Annotated in this window: 21 protein-coding genes and 1 pseudogene; 10 read left to right on the plus strand and 12 right to left on the minus strand. The window is 68.4% G+C overall.

The genetic code is table 11. From position 1 onward, the window contains the following. Nucleotides 1-44 precede the first annotated feature (44 nt). The 4 genes from CAP38_RS10485 to CAP38_RS10500 form a co-directional block, all read right to left on the minus strand. Nucleotides 45-1,541 (minus strand): ATP-binding protein, encoded by a 1,497-nt coding sequence (locus CAP38_RS10485; RefSeq protein ID WP_256924412.1) that lies wholly within the window; start codon nucleotides 1,539-1,541, stop codon nucleotides 45-47. Further along, nucleotides 1,513-2,214, minus strand: coding sequence for a response regulator transcription factor (locus CAP38_RS10490; protein WP_086121351.1), 702 nt, complete (start codon nucleotides 2,212-2,214; stop codon nucleotides 1,513-1,515). Before CAP38_RS10490 ends, CAP38_RS10485 begins: the two co-directional genes overlap by 29 nt. Continuing rightward, nucleotides 2,211-3,101 carry an acetylglutamate kinase gene (gene argB, locus CAP38_RS10495; RefSeq protein ID WP_086121352.1) on the minus strand — a complete coding sequence of 297 codons (891 nt, stop codon included), beginning with the start codon at nucleotides 3,099-3,101 and terminating at the stop codon, nucleotides 2,211-2,213. The genes CAP38_RS10490 and argB overlap by 4 nt, the downstream gene beginning before the upstream one ends. A 93-nt stretch (nucleotides 3,102-3,194) precedes the next feature. Then, nucleotides 3,195-5,180 (minus strand): SDR family oxidoreductase, encoded by a 1,986-nt coding sequence (locus CAP38_RS10500; protein ID WP_086121353.1) that lies wholly within the window; start codon nucleotides 5,178-5,180, stop codon nucleotides 3,195-3,197. Nucleotides 5,181-5,387: 207 nt separating this feature from the next. Here CAP38_RS10500 and CAP38_RS10505 point away from each other — a divergent pair, with 207 nt between their 5' ends. The 3 genes from CAP38_RS10505 (at nucleotide 5,388) to CAP38_RS10515 (ending at nucleotide 7,930) form a co-directional block, all read left to right on the plus strand. Next, nucleotides 5,388-5,963: a phasin family protein gene (locus CAP38_RS10505; RefSeq protein ID WP_086121354.1), complete on the plus strand. Its 576-nt coding sequence runs from the start codon at nucleotides 5,388-5,390 to the stop codon at nucleotides 5,961-5,963. Nucleotides 5,964-6,044: 81 nt separating this feature from the next. Then, on the plus strand, nucleotides 6,045-7,277 hold the full coding sequence (locus tag CAP38_RS10510; protein ID WP_086121355.1) for a patatin-like phospholipase family protein: 1,233 nt from the start codon (nucleotides 6,045-6,047) through the stop codon (nucleotides 7,275-7,277). Next, nucleotides 7,274-7,930: a TetR/AcrR family transcriptional regulator gene (locus CAP38_RS10515; RefSeq protein ID WP_086121356.1), complete on the plus strand. Its 657-nt coding sequence runs from the start codon at nucleotides 7,274-7,276 to the stop codon at nucleotides 7,928-7,930. Before CAP38_RS10510 ends, CAP38_RS10515 begins: the two co-directional genes overlap by 4 nt. Here the strand turns inward: CAP38_RS10515 and CAP38_RS10520 are convergent. Next, on the minus strand, nucleotides 7,902-9,116 hold the full coding sequence (locus CAP38_RS10520; protein WP_086121357.1) for a M20 aminoacylase family protein: 1,215 nt from the start codon (nucleotides 9,114-9,116) through the stop codon (nucleotides 7,902-7,904). The two genes, CAP38_RS10515 and CAP38_RS10520, sit on opposite strands and share 29 nt — an antisense overlap. A 10-nt stretch (nucleotides 9,117-9,126) precedes the next feature. Next, on the minus strand, nucleotides 9,127-10,350 hold the full coding sequence (locus CAP38_RS10525) for an ABC transporter substrate-binding protein (protein ID WP_086121358.1): 1,224 nt from the start codon (nucleotides 10,348-10,350) through the stop codon (nucleotides 9,127-9,129). Nucleotides 10,351-10,543: 193 nt separating this feature from the next. Here CAP38_RS10525 and CAP38_RS10530 point away from each other — a divergent pair, with 193 nt between their 5' ends. From CAP38_RS10530 to CAP38_RS10540, 3 genes are read left to right on the plus strand one after another with little or no spacing between them, the layout of a single operon-like run. Further along, nucleotides 10,544-12,598, plus strand: coding sequence for a molybdopterin-dependent oxidoreductase (locus CAP38_RS10530; protein ID WP_086121359.1), 2,055 nt, complete (start codon nucleotides 10,544-10,546; stop codon nucleotides 12,596-12,598). Between the two features lie 26 nt (nucleotides 12,599-12,624). Next, a complete protein-coding gene (locus CAP38_RS10535) occupies nucleotides 12,625-13,686 on the plus strand; it encodes an aminopeptidase (RefSeq protein ID WP_256924413.1) in 1,062 nt (353 codons plus the stop codon). 3 nt (nucleotides 13,687-13,689) lie between these two features. After that, nucleotides 13,690-14,013 carry a polyhydroxyalkanoic acid system family protein gene (locus CAP38_RS10540; RefSeq protein WP_086121361.1) on the plus strand — a complete coding sequence of 108 codons (324 nt, stop codon included), beginning with the start codon at nucleotides 13,690-13,692 and terminating at the stop codon, nucleotides 14,011-14,013. 7 nt (nucleotides 14,014-14,020) lie between these two features. Here the strand turns inward: CAP38_RS10540 and CAP38_RS10545 are convergent, their stop codons facing one another. Continuing rightward, nucleotides 14,021-14,275: an acyl-CoA-binding protein gene (locus CAP38_RS10545; RefSeq protein ID WP_086121362.1), complete on the minus strand. Its 255-nt coding sequence runs from the start codon at nucleotides 14,273-14,275 to the stop codon at nucleotides 14,021-14,023. Nucleotides 14,276-14,389: 114 nt separating this feature from the next. On the opposite strand from CAP38_RS10545, the gene CAP38_RS10550 reads away from it, so the two are divergent. Then, entirely contained in the window at nucleotides 14,390-15,883 is a 1,494-nt protein-coding gene (locus CAP38_RS10550) for a wax ester/triacylglycerol synthase family O-acyltransferase (RefSeq protein ID WP_373271409.1), read from the plus strand. A 12-nt stretch (nucleotides 15,884-15,895) separates the two neighbouring features. Here the strand turns inward: CAP38_RS10550 and CAP38_RS10555 are convergent, their stop codons facing one another. Next, entirely contained in the window at nucleotides 15,896-16,666 is a 771-nt protein-coding gene (locus CAP38_RS10555; protein WP_086121364.1) for a type III pantothenate kinase, read from the minus strand. A 52-nt stretch (nucleotides 16,667-16,718) separates the two neighbouring features. After that, entirely contained in the window at nucleotides 16,719-17,387 is a 669-nt protein-coding gene (locus tag CAP38_RS10560; RefSeq protein ID WP_086121365.1) for a helix-turn-helix transcriptional regulator, read from the minus strand. A gap of 87 nt (nucleotides 17,388-17,474) precedes the next feature. Here CAP38_RS10560 and CAP38_RS10565 point away from each other — a divergent pair, with 87 nt between their 5' ends. Next, nucleotides 17,475-18,818 carry a sensor histidine kinase KdpD gene (locus CAP38_RS10565; RefSeq protein ID WP_086121415.1) on the plus strand — a complete coding sequence of 448 codons (1,344 nt, stop codon included), beginning with the start codon at nucleotides 17,475-17,477 and terminating at the stop codon, nucleotides 18,816-18,818. Continuing rightward, nucleotides 18,809-19,792 carry a response regulator gene (locus CAP38_RS10570; RefSeq protein ID WP_086121366.1) on the plus strand — a complete coding sequence of 328 codons (984 nt, stop codon included), beginning with the start codon at nucleotides 18,809-18,811 and terminating at the stop codon, nucleotides 19,790-19,792. The genes CAP38_RS10565 and CAP38_RS10570 overlap by 10 nt, the downstream gene beginning before the upstream one ends. Before the next feature lie 12 nt (nucleotides 19,793-19,804). Here CAP38_RS10570 and cqsA read toward each other — a convergent pair whose 3' ends face one another. From cqsA to CAP38_RS15505, 3 genes and pseudogenes are all read right to left on the minus strand, one after another. Next, nucleotides 19,805-21,043 carry an alpha-hydroxyketone-type quorum-sensing autoinducer synthase gene (gene cqsA, locus CAP38_RS10575; RefSeq protein ID WP_086121367.1) on the minus strand — a complete coding sequence of 413 codons (1,239 nt, stop codon included), beginning with the start codon at nucleotides 21,041-21,043 and terminating at the stop codon, nucleotides 19,805-19,807. Between the two features lie 100 nt (nucleotides 21,044-21,143). Then, on the minus strand, nucleotides 21,144-21,554 hold the full coding sequence (locus CAP38_RS15500; protein ID WP_256924425.1) for a rhodanese-like domain-containing protein: 411 nt from the start codon (nucleotides 21,552-21,554) through the stop codon (nucleotides 21,144-21,146). Nucleotides 21,555-21,758: 204 nt separating this feature from the next. Beyond that, nucleotides 21,759-22,289: pseudogene (locus CAP38_RS15505) on the minus strand (MBL fold metallo-hydrolase); the annotation flags it as partial. 211 nt (nucleotides 22,290-22,500) lie between these two features. Between CAP38_RS15505 and CAP38_RS10585 the strand changes: the two are divergent. Next, entirely contained in the window at nucleotides 22,501-23,619 is a 1,119-nt protein-coding gene (locus CAP38_RS10585) for a TRAP transporter substrate-binding protein (protein ID WP_086121368.1), read from the plus strand. The last annotated feature ends 22 nt before the right edge of the window (nucleotides 23,620-23,641 follow it).

The raw sequence follows: 23,641 nt of genomic DNA on the forward strand, positions 1-23,641 counted from the left end.
CATCCGCTTACCGTCGCTCACCAGCGGGGCTGCGGCCTGCGGGGCTAGTGGGTGGCCGCATTCAGCGGGATGCGGATGCACAGCCCGCGGCCGTTGGCCCCCGCCCCGAACTCCAGCCGGGTCTGGTGCACGCGGGCGATGCTGTCGGCAATCGCCAGGCCCAGACCATTGCCCTCGCCCACGGTGCCGGGCACCCGGTAGAAGCGCTGCAGCACCCGCTCGTGCTCCTGCGCCGGAATGCCCGGGCCGTCGTCCTCGACCTCGACCCAGCTGTAGGGTGCCGGGCCGGACGTCTGACCGCAGCGCAGGGTCACGCGGCCGCCGGAGGGGGTGTACTTGACCGCGTTGTCCACCAGATTCATGAGCAGTTCGCGCAGCAGCCAGGCATGGCCCATCGTGCGGGCCGCAGACACCTCCAGCCCGATGTCCAGACCGCGCTCGGTGGCAGCGTCCAGGTGCACGTCCAGCACGGTCTCGCACAGTTCGACCAGATCGACCTGCTGGCGGGCATGGCTCTCGCCGGCCAGGGTGTCGGCCCGCGACAGGGCCAGCAGCTGGTTGGCCAGCTGCGAGGTGCGGCGCGTGGCGGCCCGCAGCCGCAGCACCTGCTCGGCCCGCAAGGTGAGCAGGTCGCCGCTGCCCAGGCTGCGCGCGCCCTGCGCCCAGGCTTCCACCTGCGCCTGCAGGCCCGCCAGGGGCGTGCGCAGCTGGTGGGCGGCATCGGCCACGAAGCGGCGCTGGGCATCGGTCTGCGCGTCCACCAGCGCCAGCAGGCGGTTGAGCGAGTCCACCAGCGGGCGCACCTCGGCCGGCGATGCGCCGGCGTCGAAGGGCCGCAGGTCGCCCGGCGACCGGTTCTCGACCGCCTGCTTCAGGTCGATGAGGGGCTGCAGGGCCCGCGCCACACCCCAGATGACCGCGGCAGCCGCCACCAGGAACAGCAGCAGGTTGGGCAACAGCACGCGGGTGAGCACGTCGCGCAGCCAGTGCTGGCGCGGATCGGTTCCGTCGGCCAGCATGACCACCAGCTCGCCGGCATCGGTCCGCACCCGCTGGGCCACCAGCCGGTAGGTGACGCCGCCTTCGACCACGCTGAGGAATTCGGCGTTGTCGGTGGTGGGCAGCACCGTGGGCAGCCACCGTTCGCCCAGCAGCAGCACGCCCTGCGCGTCGAGCACGCCCAGCGTGGCAGCGCCCTGACTGTCCTGCAGGAATTCCAGCAGCGACGGCGCCAGCAGCAGCGACAGCCCGGGTTGCTGGATCAGGTCCTCGGCATTGGGGACCAGGAGCGGCACGGCCGACGCCCTGGGGCCGACGATCTGGGCCTTCACCACCGAGTCGGCCAGCATCGGCACCAGGCGCTGCAGGCGCTGGTCCTGCTGCAGGGCCGCCGTGCCGGCCGCCTGGTAGTTGATGACCACGCTGATGACGGCGATCAGGGCGATGGTGGCCAGCAGCAGCACCAGCAGACGGCGCTGCAGCCCGCCGATCACGCCGCTGGAGAACACCGCCTCAAGCAGCCGGGGTGCTTTCAGTGCCATCGCCCGCTGCCTTGATCTCGAGCCGGTAGCCGAAGCCCCGGATGGCGCGCAGCGCGATGCCGGCCGGCTCCAGCTTGGCCCGCAGGCGGGAGACATACACCTCGATCGCGTTGGGCGTGATCTCCTTGTCCCAGCCGGTCAGGGCCAGCAGCAGCTTGTCCTTGGCGGCGGGCTTGGGCGCCTGCAGCAGCAGGTACTCGAGCACCGACCATTCGCGCGGCCCCACATCGAGCGTCTGGCCGGCCAGCAGCAGGCGCCGATGCGCGGTGTCCATCTCCAGCGGACCGAAGCTGAGCACCGCCGAGGTGGCGGCCTGCGAGCGGCGCAGCAGGGCCCGCAGGCGGGCCAGCAGTTCGGGCAGCTCGAAGGGCTTGACCATGTAGTCGTCGGCACCGATGTCCAGCCCGTGCACACGGTCGTGCAGCGCATCGCGGGCGGTGAGGATGAGCACCGGCATGGCCTGGCCGTTGCTGCGCAGGCGTCGGGTGAGCTCCAGACCGTCCATGCCGGGCAGGCCGATGTCGACGATGGCGGCATCGAAGCTCTCGGCCTGCAGCGCCTGCTCGGCGCGTTCGGCGCTGCCCACCCAGTCGACCGAATAACCGGCGTCGCACAGCCCCAGCTTCATGCCGCTGGCGACCATCACGTCGTCCTCGACCAGCAGCAGTCTCATCGCTTGATCATGGTGCCGAAGGGCTCGTTGCCCAGCACTTCGAGCAACAGGGCGTGGGGCACGCGGCCGTCGATGATGTGGACCGCATTCACGCCGCTGCGGGCGGCATCGACGGCGCCTGCGATCTTGGGGATCATGCCGCCGGAGATGGTGCCGTCGTCCACCAGCTCGTCGATGCGGCGCGGGGTGAGCTCGGACAGCAGCTGGCCGTCCTTGTCGAGCACGCCACGGATGTTGGTGAGCATCAGCAGCTTCTCGGCCTGCAGCACGGTGGCGAGCTTGGCGGCCACCACGTCGGCGTTGATGTTGTAGCTCTCGTTCTGGTCGCCGAAGCCGATGGGGCTGACCACCGGGATGAACTGGTCGTCCTGCAGTGCCTTGACCACCGACGGGTCGATGCCGACGATGTCGCCCACCTGCCCCACGTCGTGCTCGCGCGAGGGGTCCTTGGTGTCGGTCAGGCGCAGCTTGCGGGCGTGGATCATGGCGCCGTCTCGGCCGGTCAGGCCGACCGCCTTGCCGCCGGCCTGGTTGATCAGGCCCACGATGTCCTGCTGCACCTCGCCGGCCAGCACCCACTCCACCACTTCCATGGTCTCGGGGTCGGTCACGCGCATGCCCTGGATGAATTCGCCCTTCTTGCCCAGGCGCTGCAGCAGGGTCTCGATCTGCGGACCGCCGCCGTGCACCACCACCGGGTTGATGCCCACCAGCTTGAGCAGCACCACGTCCTCGGCAAAGGCGGCCTGCAGGGCCGGGTCGGTCATGGCGTTGCCGCCGTACTTGATGACCATGGTGCGGCCGTGGTACTTGCGGATGTACGGCAGGGCCTGGGCGAGAACGCCCGCGCGGTCGAGCGGGGACAGGGGTTGGGTCGTGTCGGACATGGGCGAGGCGGGGGTGAAAGGGGACGGGTTGAAGCAGCCCCCGATTCTAGGGATGCCTCCCCGCCCTGCCCTGCAGCAGGTCCACCACCGGACTCAGAAATGGATGCCGCGCATCATCTGCTGCATGGCGATCGCCTCGGGAGAGAGCTGGGGCTTGGCGCCCTTGTCACCCTTGGCGGCCGACGAGTCCGGGAACATGCGGAAGCTGGTGTTCATGACGATCTGGGCCACCCGCGGCACCAGCGCATGCATCACCTGCCCGGTGATGCCCAGGCGGGTGGCGATGCGCACCGGCCGGAAGATGCAGGCCTGGGCGATCATGTCGGCCGCCTCCTCCGGTGCCAGCGTGGGCACGTTCTTGTAGATCTGGGTCGGCGCGATCATGGGCGTGCGCACCAGCGGCATGTTGATGGTGGTGAAGGTCACGCCCTGGTCGGCAAATTCGCTGGAGGCGCAGCGGGTCCACGCGTCCAGGGCCGCCTTGCTGGCCACGTAGGCCGAGAAGCGCGGGGCGTTGGTCAGCACACCGATGGAGCTGATGTTGACCACGTGGCCGCGCTTCCTGGCCACCATGCCCGGCAGCAGCCCCATGGTCACCCGCAGGCAGCCGAAGTAGTTGAGCTGCATGGTGCGCTCGAAGTCGTGGAAGCGGTCGTAGCTGCTCTCGATGGCGCGGCGGATCGAGCGGCCGGCGTTGTTGATCAGGTAGTCCACGCCGCCGTGGTTCTGGATGAGCAGCTGCACGAAGCGGTCGCAGTCGGCCATGTCGGCGATGTCGGCCGGGTAGGCCACGAAGGCATAGCCCCGGGCCTTGGCCTCGGCGCAGGCTTCGTCGAGCTTGTCCTGGTCGCGGCCGCAGATGATGGTGGTCGCACCGGCCTCGGCGAACTTGTGGGCTGCCGCCAGGCCGATGCCCGAGCTGCCCCCGGTCACCAGCACCACCTTGCCGGCCACCGTGCCCTTGAGGCTGCGGTCGATGTGCAGGTCGGGGTCGAGGTGGCGCTCCCAGTAGTCCCACAGGCGCCAGGCGTAGTCGCGCAGGTTGGGGCATTCGATGCCGCTGCCCTTGAGCGCCGCCAGGGTCTGGCGGCAGTCGAAGCGGGTCGGGTAGTTGACGAAGGTCATCATGTCCTCGGGCAGCCCGAGGTCCTGCATGACGGCGCGGTACACCCGGCGCACCGGGGCCAGCGCCATCAGGCCCTTCTTGACGCTCTTGGGAATGAAGCCCAGCAGCGCCGCATTCACGAACAGGTTCATCTTGGGCGCGTGCGCGGCACGGCTGAGGATGTCCAGCACGTCGCCCACGCGGTAGCCCACCGGGTCGACGAGGTGGAAACATTCACCGCCGGCGCGCTGGCCGTGGCTGATGTGGTCGAGCGCGGCCACGACGAAGTCCACCGGCACGATGTTGATGCGCCCGCCCTCCAGGCCCACGCTGGGCATCCAGGGCGGCAGGATCTGGCGGATGCGCTGGATCAGCTTGAAGAAGTAGTAGGGCCCGTCGATCTTGTCCATCTCGCCGGTGCGGCTGTCCCCCACCACGGCGGCCGGGCGGTACACCGTCCAGGGCAGCCTGCATTCCTTGCGCACGATCTTCTCGCTCTCGTGCTTGGTCATGAAGTAGGGGTGGTCGATGTTCTCGGCCTCCTCGAACATGTCCTCGCGGAACACACCTTCGTACAGGCCGGCCGCTGCGATGGACGACACATGGTGGAAATGGCCGACCGCGATGGCGCGGGCGAACTCCACCGTGTTGCGGGTGCCGTCGATGTTGACCTTGACCTGGCTCTCTTCGTCCGCCTCCAGGTCGTAGACCGCGGCCAGGTGGAAGAAGTGGTCGATCTGGCCCTTGAGGGCGCGGACGTCGTCGGCGGCCACGCCCAGCTTCTTCTCGGTCAGGTCGCCGAACACCGGTACCGCACGGCTGGGCCCCACGCCCCAGAACTCGCGCAGCTGGGCCACCTTGCCCTCGCTCTCGCGCCGGATCAGGAAATGCACCACCGCACCCTTGCGTTGCAGCAACCGGGCGACCAGCCGTTTGCCGATGAAGCCGGTGGCACCGGTGACGAAGTAATGCATGGGGAATCTCCTGTATCGGGTTCGTGTGTCGGGACGCCGCCGATTCTGTCGTGCCGCCATCGGCTTGCGATTCCGAACAAACCCGTGGCAGCGGGGCCGGCCGCCCGTTTTTAGTCAGGCGTCCCTACACAGTCCCTGCGGTGGCCGACACCATGCGGCTTCCGCCGTGGCCCGGCCACGTCCCTTCCCCCGCATCAGGAGAGCACCATGGTCAAGAAGGTCAGCAAGAGCAGCAACGCATCGTCCGCCACCAAGGCATCGGGCCAGTCGGCCCTGTCGGGTGCCATCAAGGATTCGGCCCAGCAGATCTGGCTCGCCGGACTGGGTGCGTTCTCCAAGGCCCAGGCCGAAGGCGGCAAGGCCTTCGAGACCCTGGTCAAGGAAGGCCTGTCGATCCAGCGCAAGACCCAGGCCGTGGCCGAGGAGCGCATCTCGGAAGCCACCAGCCGGGTGAGCAGCATGGCCAACGACATTTCGTCCAAGGCCGCCGGCAAATGGGACAAGCTGGAGTCGCTGTTCGAGGAGCGCGTGGCCAAGGCCCTGGGCACCCTGGGTGTGCCGACCGCCCGCGACATCGAGGCCCTGATGGCCCGCATCGACGAACTCAACGCCCATGTGGCCCAGCTCACCGGCCAGGCTCCGGCCCGCAAGCGCGCCGCTGCCAAGCCCGCTGCACGCCCCGCCGCCAAGGCCGCCGTCAAGGTGGCGGCCAAGCCCGCCGCCAAGGCCCCGGCCCGCAAGCGCGCCGCTGCGAAGTCGGCCAAGTCCACCCCGGCAGCCTGACCGGCGCGGCGGCCGGGGTGACCCCGGGGGGCTGCTGCAGCGCAGCATGTCCCTGACGCCCACCGGCCTACACTCGGCCGCATGAACACCCCCCGCCGCAGTGCCACCCGCAAGGCACCGACCCGCCTGGCCCTGGCGCTGGCCGGCGGTGGTCCGCTGGGGGCCATCTACGAGATCGGCGCCCTGTGCGCCCTCGATGCCTGCCTGGATGGCCTGGATTTCAACCGGTTCGACCACTACATCGGGGTGTCGGCCGGCGGTTTCATCGCGGCCGGGCTGGCCAACGGCCTGACCCCCGCCGAGCTGCGCGACGCCTTCATCGACGACCGACCCGGCCCCGACAGCTTCGATCCGTCCTGGCTGCTGATGCCGGCCTGGGGCGAACTGGCCGGCCGTGCCGCGCGGGTGCCCGGGCTGACCGTCAGCGCGCTGCAGGCCTGGCTGTGGCAGGGCAAGTCGTTCACCAGCGCCTTCGAGCGCCTGGGGGCCGCCCTGCCCACCGGCGTGCTCGACAACGAGGCCATCCACCGCCAGATCGAGCGCCTGTTCAGCCTGCCCGGCCGCACCAACGACTTCCGGCAGCTCGCCACGAAGCTGACCCTGGTGGCCACGCAGCTCGACAGCGGCGAGGCCGCGCCGTTCGGACGACCCGGCTGGGACCATGTGCCCATCTCGCGCGCCATCCAGGCCAGCGCCGCCCTGCCCGGCCTGTTCCCGCCGGTCTGCATCGACGGCCAGCACTATGTGGACGGGGCGCTGAAGAAGACGGTGCATGCCTCGGTGGCGCTGGAAGACGGCATCGACCTGCTGATCTGCCTGAACCCGCTGGTGCCGTTCCGGGCCGCGCCCGACGCCCCGCGCCAGCGCGGCATCCCGGCACTGGTCGAAGGCGGTCTGCCGGCGGTGATGAGCCAGACCTTCCGCTCCATGATCCATTCGCGGCTGGCCCTGGGCTTCAAGCACTACGAGCGGACCTGGCCCGACACCGACATCGTGCTGATCGAGCCCGACCAGCGCGACGCCGAACTCTTCTTTGCGAACACCTTCAGCTACAGCCAGCGCCGCGAGATGGCCGAACACGCGTTCCAGCAGACCCGGCAGCTGCTGCGCCAGCGCGCCGGCGCACTGACGCCCCGCCTGGCCCGCCACGGCATCGCCCTGAACCGCGATGCCATCAGCGACCCTGACCTTCGCCTGCTGCCACCCCTGGGTCCGCGCCGGCCGGCGGCCCCCGATCCGGTGGCCCGCCTGCAGCAGGTGCTCGACCGTCTGCAGGCCGCCTTGCCGGCAACGCCGGCCCGACCGGCCCCATGACCGAACGCAAGCCGCGGCGCCGCACCGCCGAACGCATCCTCGAAACCACGCTGAGCCTGTTCAACCGGTTCGGCGAGCCCAATGTCTCGACCACGCTGATCTCGGCCGAGCTGGGCATCAGCCCGGGCAACCTGTACTACCACTACCCGGCCAAGGACGAGCTGATCAATTCACTGTGTCAGCAGCACGAACGTGCGCTGGCCGAGCTGCTGGGTGCGGCCGACGGGGTGCGGCATGTGGAAGACGCCTGGTTCTTCCTGCACTCGCTGTTCGAGATCATCTGGCAGTACCGCTTCCTGTACCGCGACCTCAACGACCTGCTGTCCAAGAACCGGGTGCTGGAGACCCGCTTTCAGGCCGTGCTGCAGGACAAGTCCCGCGCCATCCGCCAGATGCTGGCCAGCCTGAGCCGCCATGGCGCGGTGCAGATCGATGCCCGCGAGGTGGAGCCCACCGCCACCAGCATGGTGGTGGTGCTGACCTACTGGCTGAGCTTCGAATATGTGCGGGACCCGCGGCATGCGCTGGAGCCGGACAACGCCCAGCAGTCGCTCCTGCGCGGGGCCGGGCATGTGCTGCACCTGCTCGCGCCGTACCTGGAGCCGGCGCAACGCCGGCACCTGATCACGCTGATGGAGGCCTACCAGCGTTGAGCCAGCGCTCGACCAGCCGCACCCACAGCGTGGCGCCCAGCGGGATCAGGTCGTCGTTGAAGTCGTAGCTGGGGTTGTGCAGGGTGCAAGGGCCGCCGCCATGGCCCATCTCGCGGTGCAGGCCGTCGCCGTTGCCGATGAACACATAGGCCCCGGGCGTGTGCTGCAGCATGTAGGCGAAGTCCTCCGCGCCCATGGTGGGCTCCTGGTCGAGCACGCCGGCCTCGCCGACGATCTCGGTCATCACGCTGCGGATGAAGGCGGTCTCGGCCTTGTGGTTGATGGTGGGCGGGTAATTGCGGCGGAAGCTGAATTCGACCGTCGCACCGAAGGCCGCTGCCGTGTGTTCGGCGACCAGCTTCATGCGCGACTCGATCAGGTCGAGCACCTCGAAGGTGAAGGTGCGCACCGTGCCCTGGATGACGCAGCTGTCCGGCACCACGTTGGTGGCCTCGCCGGTGTGGATCATGGTGACCGAGATGACGCCCGCGTCCACCGGCTTCTTGTTGCGGGTGATGATGGTCTGGAAGGCCTGCACCATCTGGCAGGCCACCGGCACCGGGTCGATGCCGTTGTGGGGCAGTGCCGCATGCGAGCCCTTGCCCCGGATGGTGATGTGGAACTCGTTGCTCGACGCCATCACCGGCCCCGGACTGGCGGCGAAGCTGCCGACCTTCATGCCCGGCCAGTTGTGCATGCCGAACACCGCCTGCATGGGGAAGCGTTCGAACAGGCCGTCCTTGATCATCTCGCGGGCGCCGCCGCCGCCCTCCTCGGCCGGCTGGAAGATCAGGTAGACCGTGCCGTCGAAGTCGCGGTGGCGGGCCAGGTGCTGGGCCGTGGCCAGCAGCATGGCGGTGTGGCCGTCGTGGCCGCAGGCGTGCATGCGGCCCGGGTGGCGGCTGGCATGGGCAAAGGTGTTGTGCTCCTGCATGGGCAGGGCGTCCATGTCGGCCCGCAGGCCGATGGCCCGGCCACAGGCCCCGCCGTCACGGCCGTGCACGATGCCCACCACGCCGGTGGTGCCCATGCCCCGGTGGATCTCGATGCCCCAGTCGGTCAGACAGCGGGCCACCACGTCGGCGGTGCGCACCTCCTGGAAACACAGTTCGGGATGGGCGTGCAGGTCGCGGCGGACGGCCGCAATGGAGGCGGCCTGGGTGACGATGGAGTCGATCAGTTTCATGAGCGGGCGGTCATTCCTTGCGGCGGATCACGGTGGCGCGGGACGCGTCTTCCTTGTACGCATAGGTGCGCTCCCCGCCCCGCCAGGTTCCCAGCCACAGCATGTTGGCCGAGATGGCGTCGTGGTCGGTGTTGCTGAACGGCTTGTCGTAGGTGGTGACGACACCCCGGTAGGGCTCGCGCAGGTTCTCAAGGCCGTTCTTCAGGCCCTTGCCGCTGAGGTCGCCGCGCGCGACGAACATGGCGCGCAGCAGCAGGTGCACCGAGTCGTAGGTCTGGGCGGCCGACATCATGGAGCCGATGGGGCGTTCCTTGGAAAAGCGGGCATACCCACGCAGGAAGGCGCTGTTGCGCTCCATGAACGGGTTGGGCAGCACGGTCTGCACCATCAGGGCCCCTTCGACCGCGCCCTTGGACACCTCGAATGCCGAGCCGTGCGCCAGACCCCAGGGGCCGTACTGCGGCACGTTCCAGCCGGCGGCGGCGCGGGCCGCGGAAATCACGCCCTGCTCCGGCCCCACGGTCCAGCCGATCAGGACATCGGCGCCGGAATCCTTGAGCTGCTTCATCTCCTCGGTCAGCGACTTCACGCCCACCTTGAAACGCACCACGATGTGCGGCGTGAGCCCTTCGGCCTTGAGCGCGGCCTCCAGATCGCGCAGACCGCCATCGCCATAGCCGGTGGTGTCCACCAGCAGGGCCACCTTCTTGAGGCCACGCTTGACGATGTCGTCGACCAGGAACTTCGACTGCAGCTGGTCGCGGGCCGAGGTGCGGAAGATGAAGCTTTCGGCCGCCGGGTACTTGGCGGTGATGGCGGTGCCGGTGGCACACGTCACGATCAGCAGGTGCTGGTTGTTCTGGAACACGTCCAGCGCCTTCATGGCCACACCGGTGTTGCAGAAGCCGAGGGTGGCCGTCACCTTTTCCTTGAGCACCAGCTCTTCGGCATGGGCCAGGCCGGCATCGGGGTTGGCCTGGTCATCGCGGATCACCAGCTCCAGCTTGCGGCCCAGATAGCCGCCCACTGCGTTGATTTCCTCCACCGCCACCTGGGCACCCACGCGGGCGCTGTTGCCCATGTCGGCCGAGCCGCCGGTCAGGGGCAGGATCAGACCCAGCCGGATGGGCTGGGCCGCCGGCGCAGCGGGCGCCTGTGCCATGGCCGACGGCACCACGACCGACAGCGCAGTCGCCAGTGCCAGGACAAGTGAAGAGAGCGACGGCAAATGCATGTAGGGTCTCCATGGAAGGCTGCCGGGCCTCACATCCCTGAGGCCCCTTCAGCCGTTGTTCCTGCTGCGGGGGTCACGTGACCGGATCTGCGCCCGGTGACACGACTGTACAGGCTGAACGTGATACCCCACCCGGTTTGTCCTGATATCCTGACCCGGAACGCAGCACGCCTGCCACACCGCCACCGCTTCCATGACCGCCGAAACCCTCACCGTGCGCGGCGCCTGCCCGCACGACTGCCCCGACACCTGTGCCCTGATCACCACCGTGGAGAACGGCGTGGCGGTCAAAGTGCACGGCAACCCGGCCCACCGCCACACCGACGGCGTGCTGTGCACCAAGGTCTCGCGCTATGCCGAGCGCACCCACCATGCCGAACGCCTGCTGCAGCCGATGCGCCGCACCGGCCCCAAGGGCAGCGGCCGGTTTGAACCCATTTCGTGGGACGAGGCGCTGGACACCATCGCGGCGCGCCTGGGCGACATCGCCGCCCGGGATCCCCAGGCCATCCTGCCGTACAGCTACGCCGGCACCATGGGCCTGGTGCAGGGCGAATCGATGGCGGCGCGCTTCTTCCACCGCCTGGGTGCCTCGCTGCTGGACCGCACCATCTGCGCGGCCGCCGGCGGCGAGGGGCTGGTCCAGACCCTGGGTGCCAAGGTGGGCATGAAGGTGGAGCACTTCGCCCAGGCGAAGCTCATCGTCATCTGGGGCAGCAACTCCATCGGCAGCAACCTGCACTTCTGGAAGCTGGCCCAGCAGGCCAAGCGCGACGGCGCGCGGCTGGTGTGCATCGACCCGCGCCGCACCGAGACGGCCGAGAAGTGCCACGAGCACATCGCCCTGCGGCCCGGCACCGACGCCGCCCTGGCGCTGGCGGTCATGCACCAGCTCATCACCCACGACTGGCTCGACCACGACTACATCCGCGACCACACCCTGGGCTTCGAGGCCCTGCGCGAGCGTGCCCTGCAGTGGCCCCCCGAGCGGGCTGCCCAGGTGTGCGATGTGCCGGTGCAGCAGATCATCGATCTGGCCCGCGCCTACGGCACCACCCGGCCGGCTGCCATCCGCCTGAACTACGGCATGCAGCGGGTGCGCGGTGGCGGCAACGCGGTGCGTGCCGTGGCCTGCCTGCCGGCGCTGGTGGGCGCCTGGCGCGACCCGGCCGGCGGCGTGCTGCTGTCGAGCTCCGGGCAGTTCCCGGTGGAGCGCGCGGCGCTGCAGCGCCCGGACCTGCTGGCCGGCCGGCAGCCCCGCACCATCAACATGAGCACCATCGGTGACGACCTGCTGCGCGAGGCCTCGCCCGCCTTCGGCCCGAAGGTCGAAGCGGTGGTGGTCTACAACAGCAACCCGGTGGCCGTGGCCCCCGAATCCGGCAAGGTGGTGCGCGGCTTTGCGCGGGACGACCTGTTCACCGTGGTGCTGGAGCACTTCCGCACCGACACCGCCGACCACGCCGACATCCTGCTGCCGGCCACCACCCAGCTGGAGCACTGGGACATCCACACCAGCTACGGCCACACCGACGTGCTGCTCAACCGGCCTGCCATCGCGCCGGTCGGGCAGTCCCGCACCAACACCGAGGTGTTCCGCGCGCTGGCGCGGCGCATGGGCTTCACCGAGCCCTGCTTCGACGACGACGACGAAACCTTGTGCCGCCAGGCCTTCCGCCCCGAGGTGGTGGACTTCCAGGAACTGCTCGAACAGGGCTTTGCCACGGTGAATATCCCGGATGCGCCCTATGCGGACGGTGGCTTCCCCACCCCGTCCGGCCGTTGCGAATTCTTCAGCGCGCGACTTCAGGCCCAGGGTCTGGACGGCCTGCCCGACCACCTGCCCAACCATGAGGTCGCGGGCTCGTCGGCCGCCTACCCGCTGGCCATGATCTCGCCGCCGGCGCGCAACTTCCTCAATTCGAGCTTCGTCAACGTGCAGAGCCTGCGCGACATCGAGGGCGAGCCGGTGCTGGAGATGCATCCCGCCGATGCCGAGGACCGGGGCATTGCCGACGGCGACATGGTGCGCGTCTTCAACGACCGGGGCGAGTACCGCTGCCGGGTGAAGGTGGGCCGAAGGGCCCGCCACGGTGTGGTCAACGGCCTGGGCATCTGGTGGCGCAAGCTCGGTCCGGACGGCACCAACGTCAACGAGGTCACCAGCCAGCGCCTGACCGACCTGGGCCGCGGCCCCACCTTCTACGACTGCCTGGTCGAGGTGGCCCGGGCCGGCGAGGCCGCCTGATGGCGGGCCGGCGGGCCGCTGCGGGCATGGCCCTGCTGGCGGCCGCCCTGGCGGGTGGCTGCGCCAGCCACGCACCCGGGCCGGGCTACTACTGGCAGTCGGTCACCGGCCACCTGCGGCTCATGGCCGCCGCCCGCCCCATCGACGCCTGGCTGGCCGATCCGGCCACGCCGGCCGCCCTCCGCCCCAGACTGGAGCGGGTGCGCGAGATGCGCGCGTTTGCAGTCACCGAACTCGGCCTGCCCGACAACGCCAGTTACCACCGTTATGCCGACCTGGGCCGGCGCGCTGCCGTGTTCAATGTGGTGGCCGCCCCGAAGTACTCGCTGCAGCTGGAGCAGTGGTGCTTCCCGGTGGCAGGCTGCGTGACTTACCGGGGCTACTTCGACGAGGCCGCTGCCCGGGCGTTTGCCGCCAGCCTGCCGGCGGACCTGGAAGTGCAGGTGCAGCCGGTGCCGGCCTACTCCACCCTGGGCTGGACCAACTGGATCGGCGGCGACCCGGTGCTCAACACCTTCATCCACTACCCCGAAGGAGAGGTGGCCCGGCTGCTGTTCCACGAGCTGGCCCACCAGGTGGTGTACGCTGCCGACGACACCACCTTCAACGAATCGTTTGCCACCGCCGTGGAGCGCCTTGGCGGTGAACGCTGGATGGCCACCCGCGCCAGCGAGACCGCACGTGCCGAGTACGCCACCTTCGATGCCCGCCGTCGGGAGTTCCGGGCCCTGACCCGCGACATCCGCCGCCAGTTGCAGACGGTCTATGCCGACCCGGCGCTGGACGAGACGCAGCGCCAGACCCGCAAGACCGAGGTCATGACCCAGCTGCGCGAACGCCACGCATCGCTGCGGGCGAAGTGGGGCGGCTGGGCCGGCTATGACGCCTGGATCGCCCAGGCCAACAACGCCAGCCTGGCCAGCCAGGGCACCTACGACGAATGGGTGCCGGCCTTCCTGGCGCTGCACGAGCGCAGCGGTGGCGACTGGGGCCGGTTTTATGATGCGGTGCGCCAGCTGGCCCGCCAGCCCAAGGCCGACCGCCACGCCGCCCTGCGCGGCCTGACCCCGCCCTCCAACGAACGCTAGACCATGGCCGACATCCGCATCGAACGAGACCACGAACTGGGCCTGAAGGCCGCGCGCAAGCTGGCCTGGAAATGGGCCGAACAGGCCGAAGCCGAGTTCGACATGAGCTGCACCTACGAAGAAGGCGACGAGGCGGACGAGGTGCAGTTCACCCGCTCCGGGGTGAGCGGCTGCCTGCGGGTGACCGGCAACCGCTTCGAGCTGGACGCGAAGCTGGGCTTCCTGCTGGGGGCCTTCAAGGACCGCATCGAGAGCGAGATCGTCAAGAACCTCGACGAACTGCTGGCCGCAGGCAGCAAGCCGGCCGGCCGCAAGAAGAAGGGCTGAGGCCCGGTCAGCTCAGGCTCTCGATCAGGTCGATGTACTGCTGCATGGCGTCATCGGCCGAGGTGCCCTTCAGGCCGTTCCAGGCGTCCCACTTGGCACGGCCCACCATGTCGCCGAAACCGGGCTTCTTCTCGGCGTTGTCGCCGGCCGTGGCCTGCTTGTAGAGCGCGTAGATCTTGAGCAGCGTGGCGTTGTCGGGGCGCTCGCTCAGGTTCTTGGAATTCGCCACGGCGGCGTTGAAGCGGGCGGTCAGATCGGACATGGAGTCTCCTGCGGGTAAGGGTGTGTCCCGCTATCTTACGGTCCCGCCCGCTTGCACAATCGGCGCCAACCTAGAGAACCCCATCCAGATCCGGGAGCCCCCATGGAGCAACGCGTGGCCGCCGTCAGACAGGCCCTGACCAGCACCCTCGGCCTGAGCGGCGAGCGCATGAGCAAGGTCGACACGGCCTGGCTGCGCATGGACTCTCCGTCCAACCTGATGATGATCGTCGGCGTCTGGATCCTGCGCCCGGCCATCGATCCCGCGGCCCTGCAGCAGCGGGTGCGGGAGCGGCTGCTGCCCTACCGGCGTTTCATGCAGGTGGCGCGGGAAGACGCCGCCGGTGCGCACTGGAGCGACGACCCCGACTTCCGCCTGGAACGGCACCTGCAGAGCCGGCCGCTGCGCCGCCGCAAGGGCCAGACCGCGCAGCAGGCCCTGCAGGACCGCGTGGCCACCCTGGCCATGGAGCCGCTGGACCCGGACCACCCGCTGTGGCACTTCGAGCTGATCGAGCAGCACGACGGCGGCTCGGCGCTGATCGCGCGCATCCACCACTGCATCGCCGACGGCATCGCCCTCATCAGCGTGATGATGAGCCTGGTGGACGGAGGCGCGCTGCCGCCGCAACGCCGCGACAAGCCGGCCCGGGGCCACAGCAAGCCGCTGCGCGAAGGCGCCGAGGACTGGGTGGCCGACACCCTGATCCGGCCGCTGGGCGACATCACCGCCCGGGCCCTGGAAGCCGCCGGCGGCGGGGCCGCCAAATCGATCGCCCTGCTGTCCGAGCCGCACAAGGGCCTCGGCCACACGGTCGATCAGGCCATGGACATGGCCCGCCTGGGCGGCCAGCTGGCCAGCGACCTGGCGGCCCTGGCCCTCATGCCCGACGACTCGCCCACCCGCCTGAAGGGCCAGCCCGGACATGCCAAGCGGGTGGCCTGGTGCGCGCCGGTGCCGCTGGACGAGGTCAAGGCCATCGGCCGGGCCTTCCACTGCTCGGTGAACGACGTGCTGCTGGCCTGCGTGGCCGGCGCCATCGGCCACTACCTGCGCGACCTGGGCGATGACCCGACCGGTCAGGAAATCCGTGCCATGGTGCCGGTGAACCTGCGGCCCATGGAGGACGCCTGGAAGCTGGGCAACCGTTTCGGCCTGGTGCCGCTGCTGCTGCCCATCGGCACCGAACATCCGCTGGAGCGGCTGTTTGCGGTCAAGCGGCGCATGGCCGAACTCAAGGGCAGCCTGCAGCCGCTGCTGACCTTCGGCCTGCTGTCGGTGGCCGGCCTGCTGGTCAAGCCGGCTCAGGAGGCCATGCTCAGCCTGTTCGGCCGCAAGACCACCGCCGTCATGACCAACGTGCCCGGACCGGCGCACAAGCTCCAGGTGTGTGGCAGCACGCTGGAGCAGACCATGTTCTGGGTGCCGCAGACCGGCACCGTGGGACTGGGTGTGTCCATCCTGAGCTATGGCGGCGGGGTGCAGTTCGGCTGCATCGCCGACAGCGGCCTGTGCCCCGACCCGCAACAGGTGGTCGACCGGTTCACGCCGGAATTCCAGCGCCTGCTCACGCTCACGCTGATGCTGCCCTGGGGCGAGACCGACTGACCGGCGCCGCGCTCAGGCCAGCACCAGCCGCCGGCTGGCGATCTCCAGCAGGCCGTCGAAGATCAGGCTTTCCACCAGTTCGACTTCGGTCGACATGCTGGGCGCCATCTTCCAGCCGGCCCCCCCGGTCATGTAGCAGACCGGGTCCTCGCCGCAGTGGCGGCGCAGGTTCTCCACCATGCGCTGCACCGCGCCCGCAATCGCAAAGGTGCCGCCGCTGGTGAGCGCATCGCTGGTGTTGGTGGGAAAGTCGCGCACCTCACCGGTGGGTACATGCAGGCCGGCCGTGCCGGATTCGAGGGCCCGCAGCATGATGCCGTGGCCCGGCAGGATGATGCCGCCCAGAAACCGGCCTTCGGTGTCGATGCACTCCACCGTGACGGCTGTGCCCACCATCACCACCACACAGGGACGGGGCCGGCCCTGCGCCAGCAGCCGGTGGCGAGCGCCGATCATGGCGACCCAGCGGTCGGAGCCCAGCCGGGCCGGATGGTCGTAGCCGTTGACCAGACCCGCCTCGGCCTGGGAGGACACGACCCAGCGCGGGGTCACGTCCCACATTTCCAGCTGCTCCTCCACCCGGCGCTTGACGGCGTCGCCAGCCACCACGCAGCCCAGCACCCAGCTCGGACACGAGAGGCGGTTCCAGTCGCCGTCTTCCAGCGACTCGATGTTCTCCAGGAACTGGGCACCATGGGCCAGCAGGCGGGCACCGGGGCGGGGAGCGTCGTACACGGCCCACTTCAGGCGGGTGTTGCCGACATCGAGGGCCAGAAAACTCATGGGCGGATTATCACCAAGCGCCAAACTCGGGCATGCTGCCCTGCAGCAAGGCTCAGATCAGGCCGAGCCAGCAGGCGCGCTGGACCGCAGACAGCTTGTTGTCGGTCTGCAGCTTGGCCATGGCATTGGCCAGGTGGTAATTGACCGTGCGCTCGGTGCAGTCCATGCGGGCGGCCGTCTCGCGGGCGGTCAGACCTTCGAACGCCAGATTGAGGCTCTCCAGCTCGCGCGGGGTGAGCGAGACACGCTGCTCGGCAATCATGCGGCGCAGCATGGGCCACACATTGAAGGCCGACCAGGCCAATTGGGTGGCGTCGGCCCGGCTGGCAAACATGCGTGGGCTGAACATGAAGCATTCGAACGCGCGTCCTGCCGGCAGCGGAAACGACACCCACACCAGCGACTGCTGCCCGTGGGCCAGCCACAGCCGCCGCCAGCGGCCATCCTTCTCCCCGACCGCCTTGGAAATGTCCTGCCAGGCCACCAGGGGCGCATCGCTCTCGCGCCAGTCGGCACCGAAATCACTGCTCTCGGCCAGCGACAGCGCGGCACCCACAAACCGCGGCGGGTGGACCGCCAGCACCTCGCGGTCGTGGGGCGTGCCGGTGGGCACGGGCCCCAGCACCACCAGACCCTCGACACCCTGTTCGGCCAGTGCGGTCAGCCAGTCGGTCAGCAGGGCATCGACCCCCATGTTGTCAAAGTTGACAGGTAGGGTCATGGGTGTCCGATTCGGGCGACGCCGACAATGCCCGGTCCCTCCGGGCGGGGAATGCTTCCGATGAATGCAGTTTCACAGGAGACCATGTTGGCAATCGACCGTTTGTGGTGGCACAACGCCAGAGCACGACTGCGGCGCTGGTGGCGCGATGACGTGCTCAATGCACCCCTCGAGCCTATTTTGCACCCTTCGCGTCTGCGGCTGATGGGCATTGGTCTGTTCACTTGCTTCGGGCATCTGGCGTTCTACTGCATCTGGGCCTGGTGGATCCCGCAGCCGTATGAATCGGCTTGGGCGCGGGGATTCATGGTGCTGTCGTCGATCGTGTACTTCACGATCGGGTGGCGTCGCGACTTCAACAGTGCCTCAAGCAGCCGCTGGTTCAGTGCGGCCACATGGCTGCAGCTGCCATGGTTCTTCAGCTGGATGTACATCATGAACGACGGCAATGCGGTCTGGCTGGCCAGCCTGGCCGCCATGATCCTCATCCATTTCCACTTCACAGACTGGCGCCTTGCGATTGCCGGACTCGCGCTGGGCGCGCCCGCAGGGATGATGGCGGCATGGGCCGTGCATGGGCACGAGGTGCATCTGCCCGCCCCTGAACATCAGCTGATCATCCTCTTCGCCACTGCCATGGGGCTGCTGCTGGGCATGTCGAGCGCCAACCTGCGGCGGGTGCGACTGGTCAACACGCTGAGCACCATGGGCGTGATGGCCCATGAACTGCGCACACCACTGGCCACGGTGCACCTGATGGGCGACGTGCTGCGCAACATGGCCCAGCTGGATCAGCCCGAGGCCCGGCGCCGCAAGCTCGACGACCTGGGCCACCGCCTGCAGAACCTGGTCCGCGGCATGCACCGCCACATCGACATGCAGATCGCCAACGCACAGCTCATGCGACTGCCGCGGGAGCAGAGCCCTATCCAGGCCGGCGATCTGGTGACCAGCGTGGTCGACAACTACCCGTACCGGACCGCGCGCGAGCGCCACTGCGTGAGCGTGCACATCCAGGAAGACTTCCACTTCCGGGGGGCGCACCCCCTGTTCTCCAAGGTGCTGGCCAACCTCATCAAGAACGGCCTGCATGCCCTGGTATCGTCCAGCACGGCACTGTGTGCGGGCGACCTGCGCCTGACGGTGAGCGTGCGCAACCGCAGAGGCCGCATCGTGGTGGCCGATGACGGCATCGGCATACCGAATGAACTGCAATCGCGTATCTTCGAGCCCTTCTATTCCACCCAGGCGGGCGCCGGCAACGGCCTGGGCCTGAGTTTCTGCAAGAACGTGGTCGAGGACGCTCGCGGTAAGCTCAGCGTCCATTCACAATCCGGCAAAGGTGCCGTGTTCACCATCGAGTTGCCGCTGGTCCGTTCAGAAGCCCCGACACACCCGCCTGCACCGATCTCGCCCGATCCATGCCACTGACACTCCCGCTCATCCGCCGCCCCGGCAGCATCCTGTTTCTGGATGACGATGTCGACTATCTGGAGATGCTGGGCATGGTGATCCCCGGGCACATCCAGATCGAGCTGTTTTCCCGGCCTGCCGGTTTCGGCCGGCGCATGGAAGAAGAGACCGCCCGCTGGGAGGCCGACGCGCTGCTGCAGCTCCAGATGATCGACCGCTGGCGCAACGGCGTGCCCTTGCTGCCGCAGATCCTGAATTACTGGTCCACCCGCCCGGACCGGTACCGGCTGGTGCAGAGTTGCGTGGTCGACTACGCCATGCCCGGCACCGACGGACTCGCTGTGCTCAACACCCTGCTGGACTGGCCGGGCTCCCGTGTGCTGCTGACCGGGCAGGCCGACGAGCAGATCGCGGTGAAGGCCTTCAACAGCGGACTGATCGACCAGTTCGTGCCCAAGCAGACCCATGACATCACCCGGCACTTGCTGGCCGTGCTGCGCAAGCTGGCCCAGACGCCGCATGTTCGTCTCAATGCCCTGTGGCGCAGCGTGCTCACGCCGGAACAGCAATCGCTGCTGCAGATACCGGCGGCCACCGAGGCGCTGCAGCACCTCAGCCAGACCCGCTGGGTCGAGCACGTGGTGCTGGGTGCCCCTTTTGGCATGCTTGGGGCCACCACCGACGGTGCCTGTGAATGGCTGCAGCTCGAGCCGGTGGCCGGGCTGGCCGGACTGGCCGAACTCGCGGGTTCTGCCGGCATGGACTTCGACACCGTCCGCTCGGTCCGCGCCGGTGAACGTCTGGCAGCGGTGGAGCTGCACCAGCAGCTGGGCCTGAAGGGGCCCATCCAGGAGGCGCCGGCACAGCCTCTGGATGACGACGGGCTGCTGACCAGTGCCTTGTTCCCGCTGACGCCGACCGAGCACCCGCCCTTGCCCGCCTACCGTGCCGTATTGCGGGCCGCCGAACACCGCTCGGTGGACCAGACCTGACGGAGTGGTCGGTCAGTCAGCGCGCGCCCTGCGCATCCGGCGGGCGATTCCCCAGGTGTCGGGTCTGAACTGCGGCACCAGGTCAGCCATGACCTGCTCCAGGTGGGACAGCTCACTGTCGGTCAGCCCGGCATTCAGGGTCAATCGGACCATGGACCGGTTGCGGCTCGTGGCTGGCGGAAAGAAAATGGAACCGAACAAGCCTCGGTCTTCCATGGCATCTCGCAGATCGCGGGCAGCAACTTCGGTACCGATCTCCAGCGCAATGATTTGCTCGCTGCCGGGCAGCGCATAGCCCAGTGCCGACAGACGCTCCCGCACCCTGAGGGTATGCTCTTTCAGCCGTACCCTGGCTTCGCAGGCTCCTTGCAGCAGGCGCACTGTCGCCTGGAGGCCCGCCACCTCGTGCCCGAGCAGGCAGGAGCTGAACATCGTCGGGTAGCTGTTGGTGATGACGTATTGCCTCAGACAGGCCGGCAAGGTAAAGAACCCGGCGCGGCCTGCTACCGCCTTGGCCAAACTGGAGGAGATGAAATGCACACGGTGGCTCAATCCCAGTGCAGCAGTCAGACCTGCTCCGGCAGGACCATGGGTGCCCAACGAATGGGACTCATCCACCAGCAGCATGCAGCCGCGGCGTTCGGCCACCTCCACCATGGCCTGCAGGGGGCAGACATCGCCTGTCGTGCTGTAAACCGAGTCGACCGCCACCAGGCCCGGCCCATGCTGCAGCGCCAGCCGTTCCAGGTGTTCGGGATCGTTGTGCCGAAATGCATGAGCGACGGCGCCGGCTGCACGAATGCCCTCCCACAGGGAAGCATGGGCCAGCGTGTCGATGTAGACCGGACTGTCCTTCGGCGCCAGGCATTGCATGGCACCGATGTTCGCGGCGTACCCCGACTGGCACAGCAGTGCGTCTTCGTGGCAGGTCCAGCGTGCCAGCTCCAGTTCGAGTGCGCGCGCAGGATGCTCCTCACGCTGAAACAGCCCTGACTGAACCACCGCCTGGGTTCCATGCATCAGGGCCTTGACCTGGGCGGCCACGATGTCCGGGTGGCCCGTCACAGCCAGATAGTCATTCCCGTCCAGCCGGACCGCGTTCGGGCCGGGGGCCTGGCCCTCGAGCAGCGAGCGTCCACCCCAGTCCCGCTTCCAGCGGGGCTGAAAGTCGCGCTCGATGCGCCGAAGCAGACCGGCCGACAGGGCGGGTCGGTGCTGCACGGAACGGTGGGTGCACAGATCGGTTTCCATGGAGTACTCCAGTTAATGAAAAGGTACCCATTGGAAAAAACGCCAACCTTCGTGCAGACAGCGACCTGTCAGATCTGACAGCGCATGGCAGGGAGATCGGTCAGTTCTGGCGCCACGGCAGTCCCAGGAATCGCCAGCCACCCTGCCGCCCCCGATGGGCCTGCCCGTCCGGATCGCCTTCGAAGCCGTCGAGGATGTTGTAGGCCTCGATGCCCAGCTGGGTGGCCCGGCGGGCGGCAGCGACCGAGCGCACGCCGCTGCGGCACAGCAGCACCACCTTGCGCCCCTGGGACGCAGCCCGGATCTGCTCGTCGAAACCGGGGTTGAGCGCCATGCCGGGCCACTGCTTCCAGGCCACGGCCACCGCGCCGGGCACGAAGCCGACCCATTCCCGCTCGGCGTCGGTGCGCACGTCCACCAGCACCGCCTCGCCCGCCTGGGCCCAGGCCCAGGCCAGCTGCGGCGACACGTCGCCGGCGTAGCTGGCATCGGCCACCTCGCGGGGCTGCATGAGGGCAGCGCCATCCACATCGTGCCGCAGGCCGGAGGTCAGATTGGCCGGCACGGCTTCGTCGATGCGGCGCGGTCGGGGCAGCTGCAGGCTGTTCATGAGCGACACGAACGCCGCCTCGCTGCGCCCGGCCAGACGGGGGTTGTGCAGCTTCTCGTGGCCGATGGTCGAGTGGGTTCGACCCTGGTAATCGTGCCCCGGCCACACCGTGGTGTCGTCCGGCAGCCGGAACAGGACTTCGGTGATGCTGCGATACAGATCGGCGGCACTGCCCGACTGGAAGTCGGTCCGGCCGCAGCCGCCGATGAGCAGCGTGTCGCCGGTGAACACATGGTTGCGCCAGAGGAAGCTCATGCTGCCGGCGGTATGGCCCGGGGTGTGCAGGGCGCGCAGCGACTCCTGACCGAAGGAGAGGGTGTCGTCCTGCTGGAGCTGCGTGGCCGCGGTGCCGATGCCGCAACCGGCCGGAGCGGCCAGCCGGGCGCCCGCCAGTTCGGCCAGACGCCCGGCGCTGGTGATGTGGTCGGCATGGGCGTGGGTTTCCACCGCCCAGACCAGGCGCAGCCCGTGGTCCCGCAGCACGGCGAGGTCGCGGTCGATCTGTTCGTCCACCGGGTCGATGATGAGTGCGTCCCGGCTGACGGGGTCGAACAGGATGTAGGTGTAGGTGCTGGATGCGGGGTCGAACAGCTGCAGGGGCTTCATGGGGCGGTCGGGGTGGTTCGGAGGGACCATTCTGGTGCAGCAGGCCTGTGGAGGAAATAAATTCAAGGCGGTCAGCAAGATTTTTCAAGATCGCTTCAAATGCTGACAGTTTTCTGGCGATGGGGGTCCGGATGGCGACAACTTGGACCCCCATGTGCGTAGAAACCCTGCCGACCGGCAGACCGGGTTGGGTTCATCATTCGCGGCCCGTTTCATTTTGTTCACCCCTTTGGAGACATCCATGACAGAGAAGAAGACCGTCACGTCCCGCCGCGGCATGCTCAAGGGCGCCGCCGTTGCAGCCGGTGCCATGTCGGTGCCGATGGTGGCCAGTGCTCAGACCACGACCCTGCGCTTCCAGTCGACCTGGCCCTCGAAGGACATCTTCCACGAGTACGCCAACGACTTCGCCAAGAAGGTGAACGACATGGCCGGTGGCCGCCTCAAGATCGAGGTGCTGCCCTCCGGTTCCGTGGTGCCGGCCTTCCAGCTGCTTGAAGCCGTGAACAAAGGCACCCTGGACGGTGGCCACGGCGTGATCGCCTACCACTACGGCAAGAACTCCGCCCTGGCCCTGTGGGGTTCGGGCCCGGCCTTCGGCATGGACCCCAACATGGTCCTGGCCTGGCACAACTACGGCGGCGGCAAGGAGCTGGTGGCCGAGATCTACAAGTCCCTGAACATGGACGTGGTGTCCTTCCTGTACGGCCCGATGCCCACCCAGCCGCTGGGCTGGTTCAAGAAGCCGGTGGCCAAGGTCGAGGACATGAAGGGCCTGAAGTTCCGCACCGTGGGCCTGGCGGTCGATGTGTTCACCGAGATGGGCACTGCCGTGAACCCGCTGCCCGGTGGCGAGATCGTCCCCGCCCTGGACCGTGGCCTGATCGATGCCGCCGAGTTCAACAACGCGTCGTCCGACCGCCTGCTGGGCTTCCCCGATGTGGTGAAGAACTGCATGCTGCAGAGCTTCCACCAGTCCGGCGAGCAGTTCGAGATCCTGTTCAACGGCGCCAAGTACAACGCCCTGAACGCCGAGCTCAAGGCCATCATCGACTACGCCGTGCAGGCCGCCAGCGCCGACATGTCGTGGAAAGCCATCCAGCGCAACTCGCAGGACTACATCGAGCTGAAGAAGCAGGGTGTGAAGTTCTACAAGACCCCGGACGCCATCCTGCGCGCCCAGCTGGCTGCCTGGGACAAGACCATCGCCAAGAAGGCCGCCGAGAACCCGCTGTTCAAGAAGGTGCTGGATTCCCAGCGCGCCTTCGCCCAGCGTGCCGGCCAGTGGCAGAACGACTACATGGTCGACTTCAAGATGGCCTACAACCACTACTTCGGCCGCAACGCCAAGAAGAGCTGATCGTTCGTGGATCGCAAAGGGC

It is taken from the genome of Hydrogenophaga sp. IBVHS2 (assembly GCF_002127215.1).
Lineage (GTDB): Bacteria > Pseudomonadota > Gammaproteobacteria > Burkholderiales > Burkholderiaceae_C > Hydrogenophaga.

Bases quoted from the DNA above. Each gene is read 5' to 3' on its own strand.
- CAP38_RS10485 (WP_256924412.1), bottom strand. From the start codon at position 1,541: ATGGCACTGAAAGCACCCCGGCTGCTTGAGGCGGTGTTCTCCAGCGGC.
- CAP38_RS10490 (WP_086121351.1), bottom strand. From the start codon at position 2,214: ATGAGACTGCTGCTGGTCGAGGACGACGTGATGGTCGCCAGCGGCATG.
- argB (WP_086121352.1), bottom strand. From the start codon at position 3,101: ATGTCCGACACGACCCAACCCCTGTCCCCGCTCGACCGCGCGGGCGTT.
- CAP38_RS10500 (WP_086121353.1), bottom strand. From the start codon at position 5,180: ATGCATTACTTCGTCACCGGTGCCACCGGCTTCATCGGCAAACGGCTG.
- CAP38_RS10505 (WP_086121354.1), top strand. From the start codon at position 5,388: ATGGTCAAGAAGGTCAGCAAGAGCAGCAACGCATCGTCCGCCACCAAG.
- CAP38_RS10510 (WP_086121355.1), top strand. From the start codon at position 6,045: ATGAACACCCCCCGCCGCAGTGCCACCCGCAAGGCACCGACCCGCCTG.
- CAP38_RS10515 (WP_086121356.1), top strand. From the start codon at position 7,274: ATGACCGAACGCAAGCCGCGGCGCCGCACCGCCGAACGCATCCTCGAA.
- CAP38_RS10520 (WP_086121357.1), bottom strand. From the start codon at position 9,116: ATGAAACTGATCGACTCCATCGTCACCCAGGCCGCCTCCATTGCGGCC.
- CAP38_RS10525 (WP_086121358.1), bottom strand. From the start codon at position 10,350: ATGCATTTGCCGTCGCTCTCTTCACTTGTCCTGGCACTGGCGACTGCG.
- CAP38_RS10530 (WP_086121359.1), top strand. From the start codon at position 10,544: ATGACCGCCGAAACCCTCACCGTGCGCGGCGCCTGCCCGCACGACTGC.
- CAP38_RS10535 (WP_256924413.1), top strand. From the start codon at position 12,625: ATGGCCCTGCTGGCGGCCGCCCTGGCGGGTGGCTGCGCCAGCCACGCA.
- CAP38_RS10540 (WP_086121361.1), top strand. From the start codon at position 13,690: ATGGCCGACATCCGCATCGAACGAGACCACGAACTGGGCCTGAAGGCC.
- CAP38_RS10545 (WP_086121362.1), bottom strand. From the start codon at position 14,275: ATGTCCGATCTGACCGCCCGCTTCAACGCCGCCGTGGCGAATTCCAAG.
- CAP38_RS10555 (WP_086121364.1), bottom strand. From the start codon at position 16,666: ATGAGTTTTCTGGCCCTCGATGTCGGCAACACCCGCCTGAAGTGGGCC.
- CAP38_RS10560 (WP_086121365.1), bottom strand. From the start codon at position 17,387: ATGACCCTACCTGTCAACTTTGACAACATGGGGGTCGATGCCCTGCTG.
- CAP38_RS10570 (WP_086121366.1), top strand. From the start codon at position 18,809: ATGCCACTGACACTCCCGCTCATCCGCCGCCCCGGCAGCATCCTGTTT.
- cqsA (WP_086121367.1), bottom strand. From the start codon at position 21,043: ATGGAAACCGATCTGTGCACCCACCGTTCCGTGCAGCACCGACCCGCC.
- CAP38_RS15500 (WP_256924425.1), bottom strand. From the start codon at position 21,554: ATGCAGCCCCGCGAGGTGGCCGATGCCAGCTACGCCGGCGACGTGTCG.
- CAP38_RS10585 (WP_086121368.1), top strand. From the start codon at position 22,501: ATGACAGAGAAGAAGACCGTCACGTCCCGCCGCGGCATGCTCAAGGGC.